The following is a 15,787-nucleotide window of genomic DNA, read 5'->3' on the forward strand; positions in this document are numbered from 1 at the left end:
CGAGGAGGTCGCCATGTCCAAGGAGCAGCAACCCGACGCCACGCCACCCGTCGTCGACCGCGCAGCGTTCGACACGGCGCTCGCCGCGCAGGTGCGCGACGAGAAGGAACTCACCCGCCACGGCGACCGCGTCTCGGCCGCGCGCCGACGGCTCCCGATGGTCCGCGTCGACGACTACGAGTTCACGGGTCCCGACGGTCCCGTGCGACTGACGGAGCTGTTCGCCGGGAAGTACCTGCTCCTCGTGCAGAACGTCATGTACGGACGGGACTGGGACGCCGGCTGCCCGAGCTGCACGTGGGCCGTCGACAACCTGCCCGCCGACATGGGCCGGCTCGACGACGAGGGGATCGCGTTCGCGATGGTCTCCGAGGGGCCGATCGAGCGGCTCGAGGCCTGGCGGCAGCAGCACGGGTGGCCGCACACGTGGGTGTCGTCCGGCGCGACGAGCTACCACGACGACTGGGGCTGGACCGTGCACAGCGACGACTGGGACGGCCCGGTGCCCGGGTACTCGTACTACCTGCTGCGCGACGGTGTGCCGTACCTGACCTACGCGACCGGTGCGCGCGGGACGGAGGCGATCCTGCCGGTGCCGCACATCATGGACCGCACGGTGTACGGGCGGCAGCAGGACTGGGAGGACAGTCCCGAGGGGTGGCCGCAGTACCCCACCTACGGCTGACCGGGCCGCCGGTCAGCGCACGTGCGCCGTCCGCGCGAACCGCTCGTCCGTCGCCGCGAGCACCCGCAGCACGTTGCCCCCGGCCAGGGCACGCAGGTCCTCCGGGCCCCAGCCACGACGCTGCAGTTCCGCCGCCAGCACCGGGTACCGCGACACGTCCCGCAGGTCCGGCGGCAGCACGGGCGTCCCGTCGTAGTCGCCGCCGAGCCCGATGTGCGCCGCGCCGGCGACCTCGCGCGCGTGCTCGACGTGGTCCGCCACGTCCGACACCGTGACGAGCGGGGGCTCCCCCACCGAACCGGCGTCTTCCCAGTCGGCCCACGCCCGGGACACGAACTTCGGCACGAAGGTGATCATCACCACACCGCCGTTGTCGCGCAGGCGGGCGAGCACGTCGTCCGGGACGTTCCGCGGGTGGTCGTTCACCGCGATCGTCGACGAGTGGCTGAACACCACGGGCTGCGTGGCGACGTCGAGGGTGTCGCGCATGGTCTCCGGCGACGTGTGCGACAGGTCGACGAGCATCCCGATCCGCTCCATCTCTGCCACGACCTCGCGCCCGCGGTCGGTCAGGCCGCCGTGCGGGTGGGAGCCGGTGGCCGAGTCGGCCCAGGGTGTGTCGTCGTTGTGCGTGAGGGTCATGTACCGGACCCCGAGCCGGGCGAGGTCGCGGAGCACCGCCAGGTCGTCACCGATCGAGTGGCCGCCCTCGGCGCCGAGCAGCGACGCGGTGCGCCCGGCGTCGACGGCCGCGACGACCTCGGCCGCGGTCCGGGCGAGGGTGAGCGACTCCGGGTACCGCTCGATGATCCGGTGTGCGAGGTCGACCTGCTGCAGCGTCGCGCGGACGGGATCGGGGACGTCGGTGGGGACGAACACCGACCAGAACTGCCCGACGACCCCGCCGGCACGGAGCTTCGGCAGGTCGGTGTGCAGGGACCCCTGCTCGGAGTCGATGCCCTCGACCCCGGAGTCGTGGGTCTCGCGCCGCTCCCAGGGCAGGTCGTTGTGTCCGTCGATGACCGGGAACGGGAGCGCGTCGAACGTCATGGCCACGACGCTACCGCGACGACCGCCGTCGCTAGGCTCGCCCCATGGACCCCGTCACGCTGCGGACCGAGCGGCTGGTCCTCTCGGTCCCCGAGCTCACCGATGCCGACGACGTCGTCGCCTACGCGACCGATCCCGACGTGGTGGCGTTCATCCCGATGCCCGAACCGTACGGTCATGCCGAGGCCCGCCACTGGCTCACGGCCGTGGTGCAGGACGGCTGGGCGTCGGACACCCGCTACGAGTTCGCCCTCCGCCGTGCCGACGACCCACGGCTGCTCGGTACCGTCGGGCTCTTCGGGTTCGCCGGCGGCGGCGCGGAGATCGGGTACGCGACCCGCCCGGACGCCCGCGGGCACGGCTTCGTGACCGAGGCGGCGGACCGCGTGCTGCAGTGGGCGTTCGCGCCGGCTCCCGACGGGCTCGGGCTCGCGCGCGTGCAGTGGCGGGCGATGGCGGAGAACCTCGCGTCGATCGCCGTCGCGCAGCGGCTCGGCATGCGGTACGAAGGGCGTCAGCGGTCCGCGGTGCTCCAGCACGGCCGGCGCCACGACCAACTGCTGGCAGCCGTCCTGCGCGACGACGACCGATCCGTCCGACCGGACTGGCCGACGTCGTGACCGTCGCGTTCCGGGTCGTCACCGACCTCGCTGTCCCGCCGGAGCGCGCGTTCGCGCTGTCGCTCGACATCGGCGCGCACGAGCGGTCCATGGCCGCCACGGACGAGCGCGCGGTCGCGGGCACCACGGCCGGCACGATCGGGCTCGGTGAGTCCGTCACGTGGCGCGCGCGGCACTTCGGGATCGTGTGGCGGATGACGAGTCGGATCACGGCTCTGGAGGCGCCCCACCGGTTCGTCGACGAGCAGGTGCGTGGACCGTTCGCCCGGTTCCGGCACGAGCACCGGTTCGAGCCGTCGGCCGGCGGCACGCGGATGGTCGACGAGATCGAGTTCCGCGCACCGCTCGGGGTGCTCGGGGTCGTCGCCGAGCGGCTCGCGCTGGCCCGGTACCTGCCGCGGCTGATCCGGGAGCGCAACGCCTCGCTGGCGGCCGAACTCGTCGACGAGCGCGGCGGTGCCGGCGACGACGAGCGCGGCGACGGCACGGGTCAGGGCGCGGCGAGCTCCCCCAGCGCGTCGTAGGCCTGCGCCACCGCGTCCACCCGTGCACGCCCGCCCGGGCCGGATGCCTCGTACACGTCGTTCGCGACCGCGGCGACGACGGCGAACAGCGCCGCCATCGAGTCGAACGCCGACGGGGAGTCCACCGGGCAGAGGATCGCCGTGGCCGCCGGGGCCGCGATGACCGCCGCGGTCGGGTCGCCCATCACGACGACGTCCGCGCCGCTGGCGACGCAGTGCCGCACGAGTTTGCCGATGCCGGCGGCGTGCCGGCGCACCGTGACGATGATGACGAGGTCGCGTCGGTCGAGGTCGGCCACCTCTTCGCCGAGGCGCTGCCCCGGGGCCGGGCCGATGCGGACGTCCGGTCGGACCTGCGCGAGCTGGGCGCGCAGCTGGAGGGCGATCGGGTACGCCCCGCGCTCCCCCGCCACGAGTACCCGGCGCGCGCGGACGATCCGACGGGCGAGACGGGGACGGTCGGCCCGCGCGAGCGAGGCGAACGCGGCGTCGAGGTTGCGCGACTCGACGGCGCGCTGGTCGACGTGCGCCGCGTCCTCGGCGGCCCACGGCAGGCCGGAGCCCCGTGCCGACATCAGGTTCTGCCGGACCTCGGCGGCGTCCTGGAAGCCGAGCGACCGGACGAGCCGGGAGACCGTGGCCTTCGAGGTGCCCGACTCGGCGGCGAGCTCGGCCGAGGTCCCGACGAGCAGGAGTTCGGGGTCGTGGCGCACCATCGCGGCGACGCGGCGCTCGGCCGGGGACAGCTGCTCCCACACCGAGTCGATGCGCGCCCGGACGTCGGGGCCCGCGGTGCTCACGCTGCGGCCACCCGTCCGACCGCGACCGCGAGCGCGTCGAGCCCGAGGGCGATGTCCTCGGTGGAGACGAACTCGTCGGGGTGGTGGCTGATGCCGTCCGGGTTGCGGAGGAAGAGCATCGCGACGTCGGTCACGAGCCCGAGCGACATGGCGTCGTGTCCCGCGCGGGAGAACAGCTCGATCGGACGGGGCTCCCCCGTCGACTCGATGCCCGCCCGGACGGCGTCCATCAGCCGCGGTGCGCAGAACACCGCCGGCGCACGGTGGACCTCGGTCGGCTCGACGCTGACGCCACGGCGCTCCCCGATGAGCGCGAACGCCTTCGTGATCTCCTCCCACACGGCGTCGCGTCCCTCGTCGAACTCCCCGCGCAGGTCGACCGAGAACCGTGCCAGCCCCGGGACGACGTTCACGGCTCCGGGCTCGACGGTCATGGTGCCGACCGTGCCGACGTGCTGCGACGCCCGGCAGATCCGCTCGACGGCGAGGGCGGCCTCGGCGGCGGCGAGCAGCGCGTCGTGCCGTCGGTCGTAGGGGGTGCCGCCGGCGTGCCGGGCCTCGCCGACGGCCTCGACGGTGAACCGCCGCGCGCTCGCGATGCTCGTGACGACGCCGAGCGCCTGACCGGCCTGTTCGAGGTACGGTCCCTGCTCGATGTGCGCCTCGAGGTAGCCGGCGAGCACCGACGGTTCGACCGCGGCCTCGTGCACACGCGATGGGTCGAGCCCGAAGCGGGTGAAGGCGTCGCGGAGGGTGACCCCGTCGCCGTCGGTGAGGTCCCACCAGGACTCGTCCCAGACACCGGCGACCGCGGAGGACCCGAGCAGCGCCTTGCCGAAACGGGTGCCCTCCTCGTCGGAGAACGCGATGACCTCGAGCGCGACGGGGAGCGGGCCGTCGGCGGTCACCCGTGCCACCGTCCGGATGGCCATGAGGACCCCGACGATCCCGTCGTACCGGCCGGCGTCCACCACGGTGTCGAGGTGCGATCCGAGCAGCAGCACGGGGGCGTCGGGGGTCGCACCGTCGACGCGGCCGTGCAGGTTGCCCGCCGCGTCCTGCCAGGTGCTGAGGCCGGCGTCGCGCATCCAGCCGGCGACGATCGCGTTGACCCGTGCGTGCTCCGGCGAGAGGTAGACGCGGGTGATCCGGCCGGGCTCCTCGGTGACGGCCGCGAGTTCGTCGCACCACCCGGCGATCAGCGCCGCGTCGGCGGTGGCGGTCGCGGAGGCCCGGACCACGGACGGCGCGCTCACGCCGACACCCCGGCAGCGACGACGCCGGCGACGACGCCGGCGCCGGCGTAGACGTCGAGCGCCGCGTCCACGCCACCGCCGGACGGCACCGCGTGCCCGGCCCGGCGCAGGGCGTGCTCGAGCGCGGCGAGGGTCGTCACGACGGTGTCCTTGCGCGCGTTGTAGCCCATGGTGCCGATCCGCCAGACCCGTCCGTGCAGCGGCCCGAACGACGTGCCGATCTCGATGCCGTGGTCGTCGAGCATCGCGGCACGGACCTGGTCGCCGACGACGTCCGACGGGATCTCGACCGCGACGACGTTGTGCATCTTGTGCCCGAGGTCGCCGAAGACGCCGAGCCCGAGTGCCTGCACCCCGGCGGTCATCGCGCGACCCGCAGTCTCGTGGCGTGCGACCACGGCGTCGCGGCCCTCCTCGAGCAGGATCCGGGCGCACTCGTTCGCGGCGTAGAGCATCGACGCGGCCTCGGTGTGGTGGTTGAGCCGTCGCGGGCCCCAGTAGTCGAGGATCATCGCGAGGTCGAGGTAGTTCGACCGGATGGGTTCGTCGGCGACCTCGTCCCCGGGTTCGCGGATGCCCGCCTCGACGCTGCGACGCTGGTCGAGCACGGCGACGGCCCGCGGCGAGACGGTGAGCGGCGCGCTGCCGGACGGTCCGCCCAGGCACTTCTGCAGTCCCGCGCTCACGGCGTCGATGCCCCAGGCGTCGACCTCGAGCGGGTTGCCCCCGACGGTGGCGGTCGCGTCGGTGTAGAACAGCACGCCGTACCGTTCGCAGATCGCTCCGAGCTCGTCGAGCGGCTGGTTCATCGTGGTCGAGGTGTCGCCCTGCACGATCGCCAGGACCTTCGGGCGCACCCGCGCGATCGCGTCCTCGATCGCCGACGGGGTGAACACCTGCCCCCACTCGGTCTCGATCGTGTGGACCTCGGCCCCGGCACGCCCGGCGATCTCAGCGAGCAGGTGCCCGAAGCGCCCGAACACCGGCACGAGCACGCGGTCCCCCGGGGCGAGCAGGGAGACGAGCGCCGCCTCGATGCCGGCGCGGGAGGTGCCGTCGACGAGGACGGTCGCCTCGTTGGTGGTGCCGAACACCCGCCGGTACAGCTCCTGCGTCTCGTTCATCGTGGTGGTCATCCACGGGTCGTACTGCCCGACGAGCGGTGTCGACAGGGCACGGAGCACCCGCGGGTCGGCGGTGATCGGCCCCGGTCCCATGAGCAGACGGGCGGGCGGGTTCACAGGGAGCATGTTCGGTCCTCTCGTTCCGGTGGAGATCGTATCGGAACGATCGTTACAGCGGTGTTCCAGCGAGCACGGGTCGGTCGACGAGCGCTCCGCTGACGGACGTGACGCCGCCGTCCGCGGTGGCGACCAGCCGCCCGCGCAACCAGGTCTCGGTGACGCTGCCCCGTGCCTCCAGGCCGGAGAACGCCGAGACGGGGTTGCGGTGTGCGAGCCCGGCCGCGTCGACGACCGCCGAGGCGGACGGGTCGAACACCGCGAAGTGCGCGAGTGCGCCCGGCGCGAGGCGTCCGCGGTCGGCGAAGCCGGCGAGCGCCGCCGGGCCGGTCGTGAAGTGCGGCAGCAGCTGCTCGAGCGCGACACCGCGGCGCAGGGCCTCCGTCCACACGGCACGGAAGCCGACCTGCAGCCCGGCGATCCCGCCCCAGGCGGTCCCCCAGTCGTCGGTCTTGAGGTCCGCGGTGGAGGGCGAGTGGTCGGACACGATCATGTCGATCGTCCCGTCCAGGACCCCGGCCCAGAGCGCGTCGCGGTTGGCGTCGTCGCGGATCGGCGGGCAGCACTTGAACTCGGTCGCCCCGTCGGGGATCGTGCCGGCCTCGAAGGCGAGGTAGTGCGGGCAGGTCTCGACCGTGATCCGCACGCCGTCGTCCTTCGCGGCGCGGATCATCGGCAGCGCACCGGCGTCCGACAGGTGCAGGACGTGCACGCGCGCGCCCGTCTCGCGGGCACCCTCGACCACTCGGGCGATCGCGGAACGCTCGGCGTCGACCGGGCGGGTGGCGAGGAAGTCCTCGTAGTGTCCGCCGAGCGCCGCGTGGTCGACCAGGAACTCGGGGTCCTCGGCGTGCACGATGAGCAGGGCGTCGATGCGGGCGACCTCCTCGATCGCCGCGCGCAGCTGCGGTGCGTCGAGGTGCGGGAACTCGTCGACCCCGGACGGCGCGGTGAAGCACTTGAAGCCGAACACGCCGGCGTCGTGCAGACCGTCGAGCGACCCGAGGTTCACCGGGACGGCACCGCCCCAGAATCCGACGTCGACGGCGACGCGGCCCGCGGCGCTCGCGCGCTTCACCTCGAGCGCCTCGACGGTCGTCGTCGCGGGGATCGAGTTGAGCGGCATGTCGATGATCGTGGTGACGCCACCGAGTGCGGCTGCACGGGTCGCCGAGGCGAATCCCTCCCACTCGGTGCGGCCGGGCTCGTTCACGTGCACGTGCGTGTCGACCAGGCCCGGGAGCAGGACGTGCGCGTCGGGCACGGTGCGGTCCTCGACGGCGTCGACGGGTTCGTCCACGGCCACGACGGCGTCGACCCGCCCGTCGCGGACGACGACGGCTGCCGGCCGCAAGACGCCGTCGATCCAGGCGCGGCCGGCGCGCAGGACCAGGTCAGCGAGTGCGGGTGCGGCCGTCGTGTCCCCGGCGGGGCCCTGGAGGCGCGTCATGCGCCCGCCCCGACCGTCGCGCCCGCCATCGGCCGGCGTTCGAACCCCGCGAGCAGTCCCGCCATCGGCTTGGCCGGGGGTGGCGCGTACTCGCCGCGGCGCCCGGTCGTGAGCCCGAGGCGCACGAGGGACTCGGCGAGCACCGTGGCCGCCGCGACACCGTCCACGACCGGCGCCCCGACGGCCCGGGACACCTCGGCGCAGAAGTCCGCCATGCCGGCGCAGCCGAGCACCACGGCGTCGGCGCCGCCGGCGAGCACGGCCCGGCACTCCTCGACGACGAGCGCCCGGGCGTCGGAGTCCGGGTCCTCCAGGCGGAGCACGGGGACCTCGCACGCCCGGACCTCGGTCACGAGCGACGCGAACCCGTACCGTTCGGCGAGCTCGTGCGCCCGGCCGGTGGTCCGGCTCAGGGTGGTCACCACGCCGAACCGGCGCCCGAGCATCGCGGCGGCGTGGAAGGCCGCCTCCGCGATGCCGATGACGGGTCCGGACGCGACTTCGCGTGCCGCGTCGAGCCCGGGGTCCCCGAAGCATGCGACCACGTACGCGTCGACACCGTCCTGCTCGCCGAGCGCGATCTGCTCGAGGAGCCCGGGGACGGCCAGCGCCTCCTCGTAGTGGCTCTCGATCGACGCCGGCCCCATGGTGGGGTTGACGGCTTCGACGATCGTCCCGGGCCCGGCGACCGCGGCGGCGGCGCTGCCGATCGCCGCGGTCATCGAGGAGGTGGTGTTGGGGTTGACGACGCGGATGCGCATCGAGTTCCTTCCGGTGGTGCGGTGGTGCGGGTGGGACGGCTCGGTCGGTCAGGCCCGGCCGACCGCGGCGCCGTCGTCGACGGACGGGTCGTCGGCGGCCAGCACGGGCATGCTCGGACGGAGGCGCTCCATCCCGACGAAGACGACGAGGCCGAGGGCGCACCCGATGAACCAGCTGTAGTTCGACAGCCACGGGACGACGCCGAGCGCCGACGGCAGGACCGCACTGGCGACCGACACCGCACCGGTGACGACGAGCGTCCAGATCGCGTTCGGGTTGCAGCCCTTGACGTACCAGTACCGGGCCGCGGGGTCCTTCGTGTACATGTCGTCGACGGCGATGCGCTGCTTCGCGACGATGTAGTAGCCGGCGATGAGGATCCCGAACAGCGGGCCGATCAGGGCGCCGAGGACCCCCAGCGTGTACAGGATCGCTTGGTCGTTGCCGTACCAGTTCCACGGGGTGAGGAGGACGGACCCGACGGCCGCGATCATGCCGCCCGCCCGCCAGCTGATCTTGCGCGGGGCCACGTTCGAGAAGTCGAACGCGGGGCTGATGAAGTTCGCGACGATGTTGATGCCCACGGTCGCGGTGACGAAGGTCAGCCCGCCGAGGAGGATCGCGAACGGCGCCCCGATCGCCTGCACGGTCTCGATCGGGTCGGTGATGAGCTTGCCGAACACCGGCACCGTGGCACTGGCGCAGAGGACGGTGAGCACCGAGAAGAACAGGAAGTTGATCGGCAGGCCCCAGAGGTTGCCACGCTTCACCGCGTCGAACGACTTCGCGTAGCGGGAGAAGTCGCCGAAGTTCAGCATCGGGCCGGAGAAGTAGCTCACCACGAGGGCGATCGCGGACAGCATCACCGGGATGCTCGCGCCGAACGACAGCGGCGCACCGGCGGACAGCGTGAACGAGATGTTCCCGATGCCGGCACGGCTGACGAGGTAGATCGCGAGGGCGATCATGATGACGTACACCGCCGGGCCGGCCCAGTCGATGAACCGCCGGATCGCGTCCATGCCCATCCAGAAGAGGGCGCCCTGTGCGACCCAGAGGATGGCGTACGAGATCCAACCGAGCGCGGAGAGCCCGAGGAACGAGTGCTCGAGGAGTCCCGCCGAGGCCGGGATGAACTTGAGGAAGACGATGTTGAGCGACTGGGCGGCGAGGAAGGTCTGCACGCCGTACCAGGCCATCGCGATGAGCCCACGGATGATGGCGGGGACGTTCGCCCCGAGCACGCCGAACACCGCACGGTTGATGACCGGGTACGGCACCCCGGTGCGCTGGGACGGCTTGGCGACGAGGTTCGCGAACACCTGCACGATGAGGATGCCGACCACCAGGGCGATGAGCACCTGCCAGCTGGCGATGCCCAGGGCGAAGAGCGACCCGGCGGTGACGTAGCCGCCGACCGAGTGCACGTCCGACATCCAGAACGCGAAGATGTTGTAGCTCGTCCAGGTCTGCTTGCGGAGCGGAGCGAGGTCCTCGTTGGTGAGCGCCGGGTCGTACCCGGGGCGGACGACGCCGGCACCGGCGGGTGCTGCCGTCGTGCGGGGGGCGTGGGGCGCGGCGACCGGGGGCTGGATCTCTGTTGCCATGGCGTCCTCCGAAGGAGTGGGAAGGGCGAGCGGTGCCCGCCTCTGCCACGACGCTACGGAGACACTGCGCCCGGACCGTTACCTCCGTGTAACGGTCGTGTGTCGTGACGCCCGTCCTGGAACGATCGTTCCGACACGGACACCGACACCGATCGCCGTCCGCCCGCTCAGAGCGCGTGCGCCCCGAGGACCGCCCCGGCCGCGTACGTCGCGGCCAGGGCCAGCGCTCCCCCGGTCACGACACGGATCGTCGCCCGCGTGCGCGGCGCACCACCGAGCGTGGCACCGGTCGTCCCGGTGGCGGCGAGCGCGACGAGGACCGCGACGACCGTCACCGCCACGCGGGCGGGCTCGGGGCTGAGGAGCATCGCGAGGAAGGGCAGCGCGGCACCGGTCGTGAAGGTCGCCGCCGACACCCACGCGGCACGCCACGGGCTGACCACCTCGTCCTCGGCATCGCGGAGCGCGACCGCTGCCCGTCGACGGCGCACCTCGGGTCGGACGAGCTCGTCGGCGACGGCGCTCGCGACGGCCGGGTCGACGCCGAGGCTCCGGTAGTGGGCGGCGATCGTGCCGGCGTCCTCCGACTCCGCCTCGAGCTCGGCCTGGTGGGCGGCCTGGCCGGTGCGCTGGGCGTCACGGGCACCACTGACGGACACGTACTCGCCGAGGGCCATCGAGACCGCTCCGCCGACGAGGGCTGCGGTGCCCGCCGCGATGACCGGACCGGTCCCCGCGCCGGCTCCCGCGACGCCGACGAGCACCGCCGCGACCGAGACGATGCCGTCGTTGGCCCCGAGCAGGCCGGCGCGCAGCCAGTTGAGCCGGGCGGCGCTCGTGGCGTCGCGGTCCGTGGAGGGCAGGACGAGGTCCGCAGCGGTCGACATGCGAGTCAGGATGCCACTCGTCGCGGGTCGGCGCCAGCATGGTGAGGCCACCCTGATCAGGGGTTTTCCGATGAGGGCAGCCTCACCTCACCGGTCTGTGGCGTGCGGGAAGCCGCATCGGCACCGCACCCTCGGCACCCGGGCGGAACGTGCGGGCGCCCGGGTGTCAGGATCGGCCCATGAGCGCGGGAATCAGGATCGACCACGTGGGCGTCACGGTGCCGGACATCGATGCCGCCACGGCGTTCTTCGAGGCGGCGTTCGACGCCGTCGTGCTGTACGACATGCGCTGCCGCACCGAGGAGCCGAACGCGACGGCCGAGGCGCACCGCTACCTGGGGATCCCGTCGACGATGGCACAGGGCGCGATGCGGATGCTCGCACTGCCGGACGGACCGGGGCTCGAGCTGTTCGAGTACCACGGACCGGACCAGCACCGTCCCGTGCACCCCGCGGACCTCGGGTGGCAGCACCTCGCGATGTACACGGACGACCTCGACGGCACGCTCGCCCGCATCGAGGCAGCCGGGGGCACCCGCAACTCGGACCCTCGGGACCTCCGCGGCCTCGAGGTCGGCGAGGGGAACCGGTTCGTGTACACCCGGACCCCGTGGGGCTCGACGCTCGAACTCGTCAGCTACCCGACGCCGCAGCCGTACCTGCTCGTCGCACCACGGGCGAAGTGGGCGCCGTGGCCGAGCGCGGCCGACGCGCTCCCCGCACCGCAGCCGGAGCCGGAGCCCCAACCGTCCTGACGGCTCAGTCGTCGACGCCGTCGGTGGCCCAGACCCGGGTCGGCCGACCGCTCAGTGCGTGCGCGAAGGGGTCGCCCACGGGACGGAACCCCGCGCTGCGGTACAGCCGGAGCGCCGGCGCGTTGTCGTCCAGCGCGTGCAGCAGGGCTCGGCGGTGGCCCGCGGCTCCGGCCTCGGCGACGGCTCCCAGCAGCAGGGACCGTCCGAGTCCGTGCCCCTGGGCCCGCGGGTCGACGGCGAGGAGCGAGAGGTAGGCCGCGTCCTCCGGGTCCCCCGGACGCCCCGTCCCCGGAGCGGTGACGAGCGCGAACCCGGCGATCGCCGCGGCCGCACCACGGTCCGGCTCCGTCGACGCCACGACGAGCGCGACGCGGGGCACCGCGAACTTCGACCGGGCGCGTTCCCGCACCGCGTCCGACTCGGGCACGCCGTCACGGGTGGCGACGGCGCGCGTCCACAGGTCGACGCACGCGGTGACCTCGTCCTCGACGGCGGCACGCACGACGAACGAGGACCCGATCACCCGTTCAGCGTACGGCTGCGGACTGCCCCACCCGGAACGACGCCCCGCGGTGCTCCGCCGGCAGCCGGTCACCGCGGCCGTGCAGCTTGTGCCGCAGCGATCCGGGCTCGTAGCCGTCGGGGTAGACGCCGCGGGCACGGAGCTCCGGCACGACGAACTCGATGACGTCCTCCCACGTCCCCGGGGTCACCGCGTAGGCGAGGTTGAACCCGTCGACGTCCGTCTGCTCCTGGATCTCGACGAGCCGGTCGGCGATGGTCGCCCCGCCGCCGACCGCGACCGGGCCGAGGCCGCCGATCGCCGTGTGCCGCGCGAGGTCCCGGATCGTCCACTTCGACCCGTCGGACCCGGTGGCCGCCGCGATGTTCGCCGCCGCGGACTGGATCGCGTTCGACTCGACGTCGCCGAGCGGCTCGTCGAGGTCCCACTGCGACAGGTCGACGCCCATCCAGCCGGAGTTGAGTACGAGCGCCCCGAGCTCCGAGGCGTAGGACAGGTAGTCCTCGTACTTGGCCTGGGCGAGCTCGTCGGTGGCGTCGGTGATGACGGTGAGCAACGTGTAGACGCGGGCGGCGTACCGGTCGCGACCAGCAGCCTCCAGGGCGTCACGGACCTTCCGCACGGTCGACGCGAGCTGCTCGACGGTCGGTGCGCCCACGAACACCGCCTCGGCGTTCTCGGCCGCGAACCGGATGCCGCGCGGTGAGGCCCCGGCCTGGTAGATCACGGGCGACCGCTGGACCGACGGCTCGGACAGGTGGATGCCCGGGACGTCGAAGTGCGTGCCGTGGTGCTCGATCGGGTGGACCTTCGCGGGGTCGGTGAAGACGCCGGTCTCGCGGTCCTCGACCACGGCGTCGTCCTCCCACGAGCCCTCCCACAGCTTGTAGAGGACCTCGAGGTACTCGTCGGCGACGTCGTACCGGTCGTCGTGCGAGAGCTGGTCGGTCTGCCCCATGTTCCGCGCCGCACTCGGCAGGTACCCGGTCACGACGTTCCAGCCGATGCGGCCCTTCGTGAGGTGGTCGAGCGTCGAGATGCGCCGGGCGAACGGGTACGGGTGCTCGTACGCGGTCCCCGCCGTGATCCCGAAGCCGAGGTGCTCGGTCACCGACGCCATCGCCGACACGAGCAGGATCGGGTCGTTCACGGGGACCTGCGACCCGGTGCGGAGCGCGGCCTCGTTCGAGTCGCCGTAGACGTCGTACGTCCCGAGCACGTCAGCGATGAAGATCCCGTCGAAGTTGCCCCGCTCGAGCAGCTGCGCGAGGTCGGTCCAGTACGACAGGTCGTTGTAGTGCCGGGACCGGTCCCGCGGGTGCCGCCAGAGCCCGGAGGACTGGTGCGCCACGCAGTTCATGTCGAAGGCGTTGAACCGGATCTGACGGTGCTCGCTGCTCGTGCTCACGGGCGTGACGGTACGTGCCGACCCGGGGCGGACGGCGGAAGGTGACGAACCGTGACGTGGGACTGCGGTCCAGGAGGGACGGTGCGGGCCCGCACCGTGCCTCCTGGACCGCAGACCGGTCGCGTCAGGAGCGCGTGGTCGCCTCGCGCGCGGCGGCCTCGGCCGCGACCCACGCGAGCATCCCGCACTTGACCCGCATGACGAACTTCGAGACGCCGTGGAACGCGACGAGGTCCTCGAGCACGTCCTCGTCGGGCTCGCCGGCACCGCGGGACCGCATCATCGTGCGGAACTCCTCGGTGAGCGTGAGCAGTTCGGGCACCGTGCGACCGACCGCCATGTCCGTGAGGACCGACGCCGACGCCATCGAGATCGAGCAGCCGTCGCCCTGCCACGCGAGACCGGCGATGCGGTCGGTGCCGGGCTCGAGGCGCACGCGCACGGTGATCTCGTCGCCGCAGGTGGGGTTGCGCTCGAAGTGCTCGGCGTCGGCGTCGGGTAGCTCGCCGTCGCCGTGTCGGGCCTTCGCGTGGTCGAGGATGACCTGCTGGTAGAGGGAGTCGAGGGCGCTCATGCGGTCGCTCCGAAGTAGTCGCGGACCTCGCCGACGGCCGTGAGGAACCGGTCGACGTCCTGCTCGGTCGTGTAGATGTACGTGCTCGCACGGCTGGTGGCGACGAGGCCGAGCCGACGGTGCAGCGGTTGGGCGCAGTGGTGGCCGGAGCGCACCGCGATGCCCTGCGCGTCGAGGTACTGCGAGACGTCGTGTGCGTGCACGCCGTCGACGTCGAACGACACGAGACCGGACCGCGGCACCCCGGCGGGCGGACCGACGACGTGGATGCCCGGGATCGCGGCGAGTCCGGTGAGCATGCGCTCGGCGAGGTGCTCCTCGTGCGCGCGGACCCGCTCCATGCCGATGCCCTGCAGGTAGCGGACCGCCTCGGCGAGCGCCACGGCCTGCGACACGGGCTGGGTGCCGGCCTCGAACCGCTCGGGTGCCGGCATGAAGTCGGTGTGCTCCATCGTCACCGTGGTGATCATCGATCCGCCGGTCCGGAACGGGGGCAGGGCGTCGAGCAGCTCGTGGCGGCCCCAGAGCACGCCGATGCCGTTCGGCCCGAGCATCTTGTGCCCGGAGAACGCCGCGAAGTCGACGCCGAGCGCCTGCACGTCGAGCGGCCGGTGCGGTGCGGACTGGCAGGCGTCGAGGACGACGAGGGCACCGTGCGCGTGGGCGGCTGCGACGACGGCCGACACCGGGGCGACCATGCCGGTGACGTTCGAGACGTGGGCGAAGGCGACGACCTTCGTGCGGTCGGAGACCAGGGCGACGGCGTCCTCGGCCGTCCAGGTGCCGTCGTCCGCGACGGGGACCCAGCGGAGCGTCGCACCGGTCAGCGCGGCGAGCTCCTGCCACGGGACGAGGTTGGCGTGGTGCTCGGCCTCGGTGACGAGGACCTCGTCGCCGGGTCCGATGCGGAAGCGCTCGGCGTCCGGTCCCCCACGGCCGCGGCTGGCGTTCGCGATGCCGTACGCCACGAGGTTGAGGGCGTCGGTGGCGTTCGCGGTCCACACGACCTCGGACGGTGACGCCGCCCCGACGAACCCGGCGACGGTGGCCCGGGCGTCCTCGTACGCGTCGGTGCTCAGCGCGGCGAGGGTGTGCGCGCCGCGGTGCACGGCGGCGTTGTCGTGCTCGAGGAAACGTCGTTCGGCGTCGAGCACCTGGCGGGGTCGTTCGGCGGTGGCCCCGGAGTCGAGGTAGGCGAGGGGGAACCCGTTCACCTCCTGCTGGAGGATCGGGAAGTCCCGTTTGATCGCCTCGACCTCGGACTCGGTGAGCGGTTGGTTGGGCGCCACGACAGTCACCACACAATGGTGGTCTGCTCGCGGCCCGGAGTCCAGTCGGACGGGTACCGCTGACGGCGAACGGCCCCGGACACGTGGTCCGGGGCCGTCCGTACGGTGCGCGGGAACCGCGTCACTCGTTGCCGATCTGCTTGTCCGCCGCGTCACGGGCGCCGTCGATCTTGTCGTCGTACTTGCCACCCGTGGCCTTCTTGACCGCGTCGGCGACACCGCCGAGCACCTTGTCGCTGATGTCCTCGGCCTTCTCGCTCTTCAGGGCGTCCTGGACCTTGTTGTCCTGCAGGAAGTCCTGGGCCTTCTTCGTGATGTCGTCGAACCCCGCCATCGGTTGCTCCTCGTCGCCGGTA

General features: G+C 72.9%; 17 protein-coding genes. 4 read left to right on the plus strand and 13 right to left on the minus strand.

The features are described 5' to 3' along the window. Positions 1–13: 13 nt before the first annotated feature. Positions 14–685: a DUF899 family protein gene (locus tag WFH25_RS09905; RefSeq protein WP_070419454.1), complete on the plus strand. Its 672-nt coding sequence runs from the start codon at positions 14–16 to the stop codon at positions 683–685. 12 nt (positions 686–697) lie between these two features. Here the strand turns inward: WFH25_RS09905 and WFH25_RS09910 are convergent, their stop codons facing one another. Continuing rightward, the gene (locus tag WFH25_RS09910) at positions 698–1,735 is read right to left on the minus strand and encodes a dipeptidase (RefSeq protein ID WP_336697544.1); all 1,038 of its coding nucleotides are present in this window, start codon (positions 1,733–1,735) and stop codon (positions 698–700) included. 44 nt (positions 1,736–1,779) lie between these two features. Between WFH25_RS09910 and WFH25_RS09915 the strand changes: the two genes are divergently transcribed. Both WFH25_RS09915 and WFH25_RS09920 read left to right on the plus strand, forming a co-directional pair. Next, entirely contained in the window at positions 1,780–2,355 is a 576-nt protein-coding gene (locus WFH25_RS09915) for a GNAT family N-acetyltransferase (RefSeq protein WP_336697545.1), read from the plus strand. Beyond that, on the plus strand, positions 2,352–2,879 hold the full coding sequence (locus WFH25_RS09920) for an SRPBCC family protein (protein WP_336697546.1): 528 nt from the start codon (positions 2,352–2,354) through the stop codon (positions 2,877–2,879). The genes WFH25_RS09915 and WFH25_RS09920 overlap by 4 nt, the downstream gene beginning before the upstream one ends. Here the strand turns inward: WFH25_RS09920 and WFH25_RS09925 are convergent. The 7 genes from WFH25_RS09925 to WFH25_RS09955 all read right to left on the minus strand — a co-directional run bounded on the left by WFH25_RS09925 (position 2,846) and on the right by WFH25_RS09955 (position 10,882). Continuing rightward, positions 2,846–3,679: a MurR/RpiR family transcriptional regulator gene (locus WFH25_RS09925; RefSeq protein WP_071302686.1), complete on the minus strand. Its 834-nt coding sequence runs from the start codon at positions 3,677–3,679 to the stop codon at positions 2,846–2,848. The two genes, WFH25_RS09920 and WFH25_RS09925, sit on opposite strands and share 34 nt — an antisense overlap. Further along, positions 3,676–4,935: an allantoate amidohydrolase gene (locus tag WFH25_RS09930; protein WP_336697547.1), complete on the minus strand. Its 1,260-nt coding sequence runs from the start codon at positions 4,933–4,935 to the stop codon at positions 3,676–3,678. The genes WFH25_RS09925 and WFH25_RS09930 overlap by 4 nt, the downstream gene beginning before the upstream one ends. Continuing rightward, the gene (locus WFH25_RS09935; RefSeq protein WP_336697548.1) at positions 4,932–6,185 is read right to left on the minus strand and encodes a pyridoxal-phosphate-dependent aminotransferase family protein; all 1,254 of its coding nucleotides are present in this window, start codon (positions 6,183–6,185) and stop codon (positions 4,932–4,934) included. Before WFH25_RS09935 ends, WFH25_RS09930 begins: the two co-directional genes overlap by 4 nt. Positions 6,186–6,228: 43 nt before the next feature. After that, a complete protein-coding gene (gene allB / locus WFH25_RS09940; protein WP_336697549.1) occupies positions 6,229–7,626 on the minus strand; it encodes an allantoinase AllB in 1,398 nt (465 codons plus the stop codon). Continuing rightward, positions 7,623–8,387: an aspartate/glutamate racemase family protein gene (locus tag WFH25_RS09945; protein WP_071294579.1), complete on the minus strand. Its 765-nt coding sequence runs from the start codon at positions 8,385–8,387 to the stop codon at positions 7,623–7,625. Before WFH25_RS09945 ends, allB begins: the two co-directional genes overlap by 4 nt. Before the next feature lie 48 nt (positions 8,388–8,435). Further along, a complete protein-coding gene (locus WFH25_RS09950; protein ID WP_336697550.1) occupies positions 8,436–9,995 on the minus strand; it encodes an NCS1 family nucleobase:cation symporter-1 in 1,560 nt (519 codons plus the stop codon). 167 nt (positions 9,996–10,162) lie between these two features. Next, positions 10,163–10,882 (minus strand): VIT1/CCC1 transporter family protein, encoded by a 720-nt coding sequence (locus WFH25_RS09955; protein WP_092386212.1) that lies wholly within the window; start codon positions 10,880–10,882, stop codon positions 10,163–10,165. A gap of 179 nt (positions 10,883–11,061) precedes the next feature. Between WFH25_RS09955 and WFH25_RS09960 the strand changes: the two genes are divergently transcribed. Further along, positions 11,062–11,637: a VOC family protein gene (locus WFH25_RS09960; protein ID WP_092386210.1), complete on the plus strand. Its 576-nt coding sequence runs from the start codon at positions 11,062–11,064 to the stop codon at positions 11,635–11,637. A gap of 4 nt (positions 11,638–11,641) precedes the next feature. Here WFH25_RS09960 and WFH25_RS09965 read toward each other — a convergent pair whose 3' ends face one another. The 5 genes from WFH25_RS09965 to WFH25_RS09985 all read right to left on the minus strand — a co-directional run bounded on the left by WFH25_RS09965 (position 11,642) and on the right by WFH25_RS09985 (position 15,765). Continuing rightward, on the minus strand, positions 11,642–12,160 hold the full coding sequence (locus WFH25_RS09965) for a GNAT family N-acetyltransferase (protein ID WP_175496040.1): 519 nt from the start codon (positions 12,158–12,160) through the stop codon (positions 11,642–11,644). Between the two features lie 4 nt (positions 12,161–12,164). Then, the gene (locus WFH25_RS09970; RefSeq protein ID WP_071302694.1) at positions 12,165–13,568 is read right to left on the minus strand and encodes an LLM class flavin-dependent oxidoreductase; all 1,404 of its coding nucleotides are present in this window, start codon (positions 13,566–13,568) and stop codon (positions 12,165–12,167) included. Positions 13,569–13,692: 124 nt separating this feature from the next. After that, positions 13,693–14,142, minus strand: a complete 450-nt coding sequence (gene sufU, locus WFH25_RS09975) for a Fe-S cluster assembly sulfur transfer protein SufU (protein WP_336697551.1) — start codon at positions 14,140–14,142, stop codon at positions 13,693–13,695. Then, positions 14,139–15,431 carry a SufS family cysteine desulfurase gene (locus tag WFH25_RS09980; protein ID WP_336697645.1) on the minus strand — a complete coding sequence of 431 codons (1,293 nt, stop codon included), beginning with the start codon at positions 15,429–15,431 and terminating at the stop codon, positions 14,139–14,141. Before WFH25_RS09980 ends, sufU begins: the two co-directional genes overlap by 4 nt. A gap of 121 nt (positions 15,432–15,552) precedes the next feature. Next, a complete protein-coding gene (locus tag WFH25_RS09985) occupies positions 15,553–15,765 on the minus strand; it encodes an antitoxin (protein WP_070418268.1) in 213 nt (70 codons plus the stop codon). Between the last annotated feature and the right edge of the window lie 22 nt (positions 15,766–15,787).

This window comes from Curtobacterium sp. USHLN213 (assembly GCF_037144815.1).
In the GTDB taxonomy this organism is placed as follows: Bacteria; Actinomycetota; Actinomycetes; order Actinomycetales; family Microbacteriaceae; genus Curtobacterium.

Excerpts from the sequence above, each read along its gene's own strand:
- WFH25_RS09905 (WP_070419454.1), top strand. The coding sequence starts at position 14 with ATGTCCAAGGAGCAGCAACCCGACGCCACGCCACCCGTCGTCGACCGC.
- WFH25_RS09910 (WP_336697544.1), bottom strand. The coding sequence starts at position 1,735 with ATGACGTTCGACGCGCTCCCGTTCCCGGTCATCGACGGACACAACGAC.
- WFH25_RS09915 (WP_336697545.1), top strand. The coding sequence starts at position 1,780 with ATGGACCCCGTCACGCTGCGGACCGAGCGGCTGGTCCTCTCGGTCCCC.
- WFH25_RS09935 (WP_336697548.1), bottom strand. The coding sequence starts at position 6,185 with ATGCTCCCTGTGAACCCGCCCGCCCGTCTGCTCATGGGACCGGGGCCG.
- allB (WP_336697549.1), bottom strand. The coding sequence starts at position 7,626 with ATGACGCGCCTCCAGGGCCCCGCCGGGGACACGACGGCCGCACCCGCA.
- WFH25_RS09945 (WP_071294579.1), bottom strand. The coding sequence starts at position 8,387 with ATGCGCATCCGCGTCGTCAACCCCAACACCACCTCCTCGATGACCGCG.
- WFH25_RS09950 (WP_336697550.1), bottom strand. The coding sequence starts at position 9,995 with ATGGCAACAGAGATCCAGCCCCCGGTCGCCGCGCCCCACGCCCCCCGC.
- WFH25_RS09955 (WP_092386212.1), bottom strand. The coding sequence starts at position 10,882 with ATGTCGACCGCTGCGGACCTCGTCCTGCCCTCCACGGACCGCGACGCC.
- WFH25_RS09960 (WP_092386210.1), top strand. The coding sequence starts at position 11,062 with ATGAGCGCGGGAATCAGGATCGACCACGTGGGCGTCACGGTGCCGGAC.
- sufU (WP_336697551.1), bottom strand. The coding sequence starts at position 14,142 with ATGAGCGCCCTCGACTCCCTCTACCAGCAGGTCATCCTCGACCACGCG.
- WFH25_RS09985 (WP_070418268.1), bottom strand. The coding sequence starts at position 15,765 with ATGGCGGGGTTCGACGACATCACGAAGAAGGCCCAGGACTTCCTGCAG.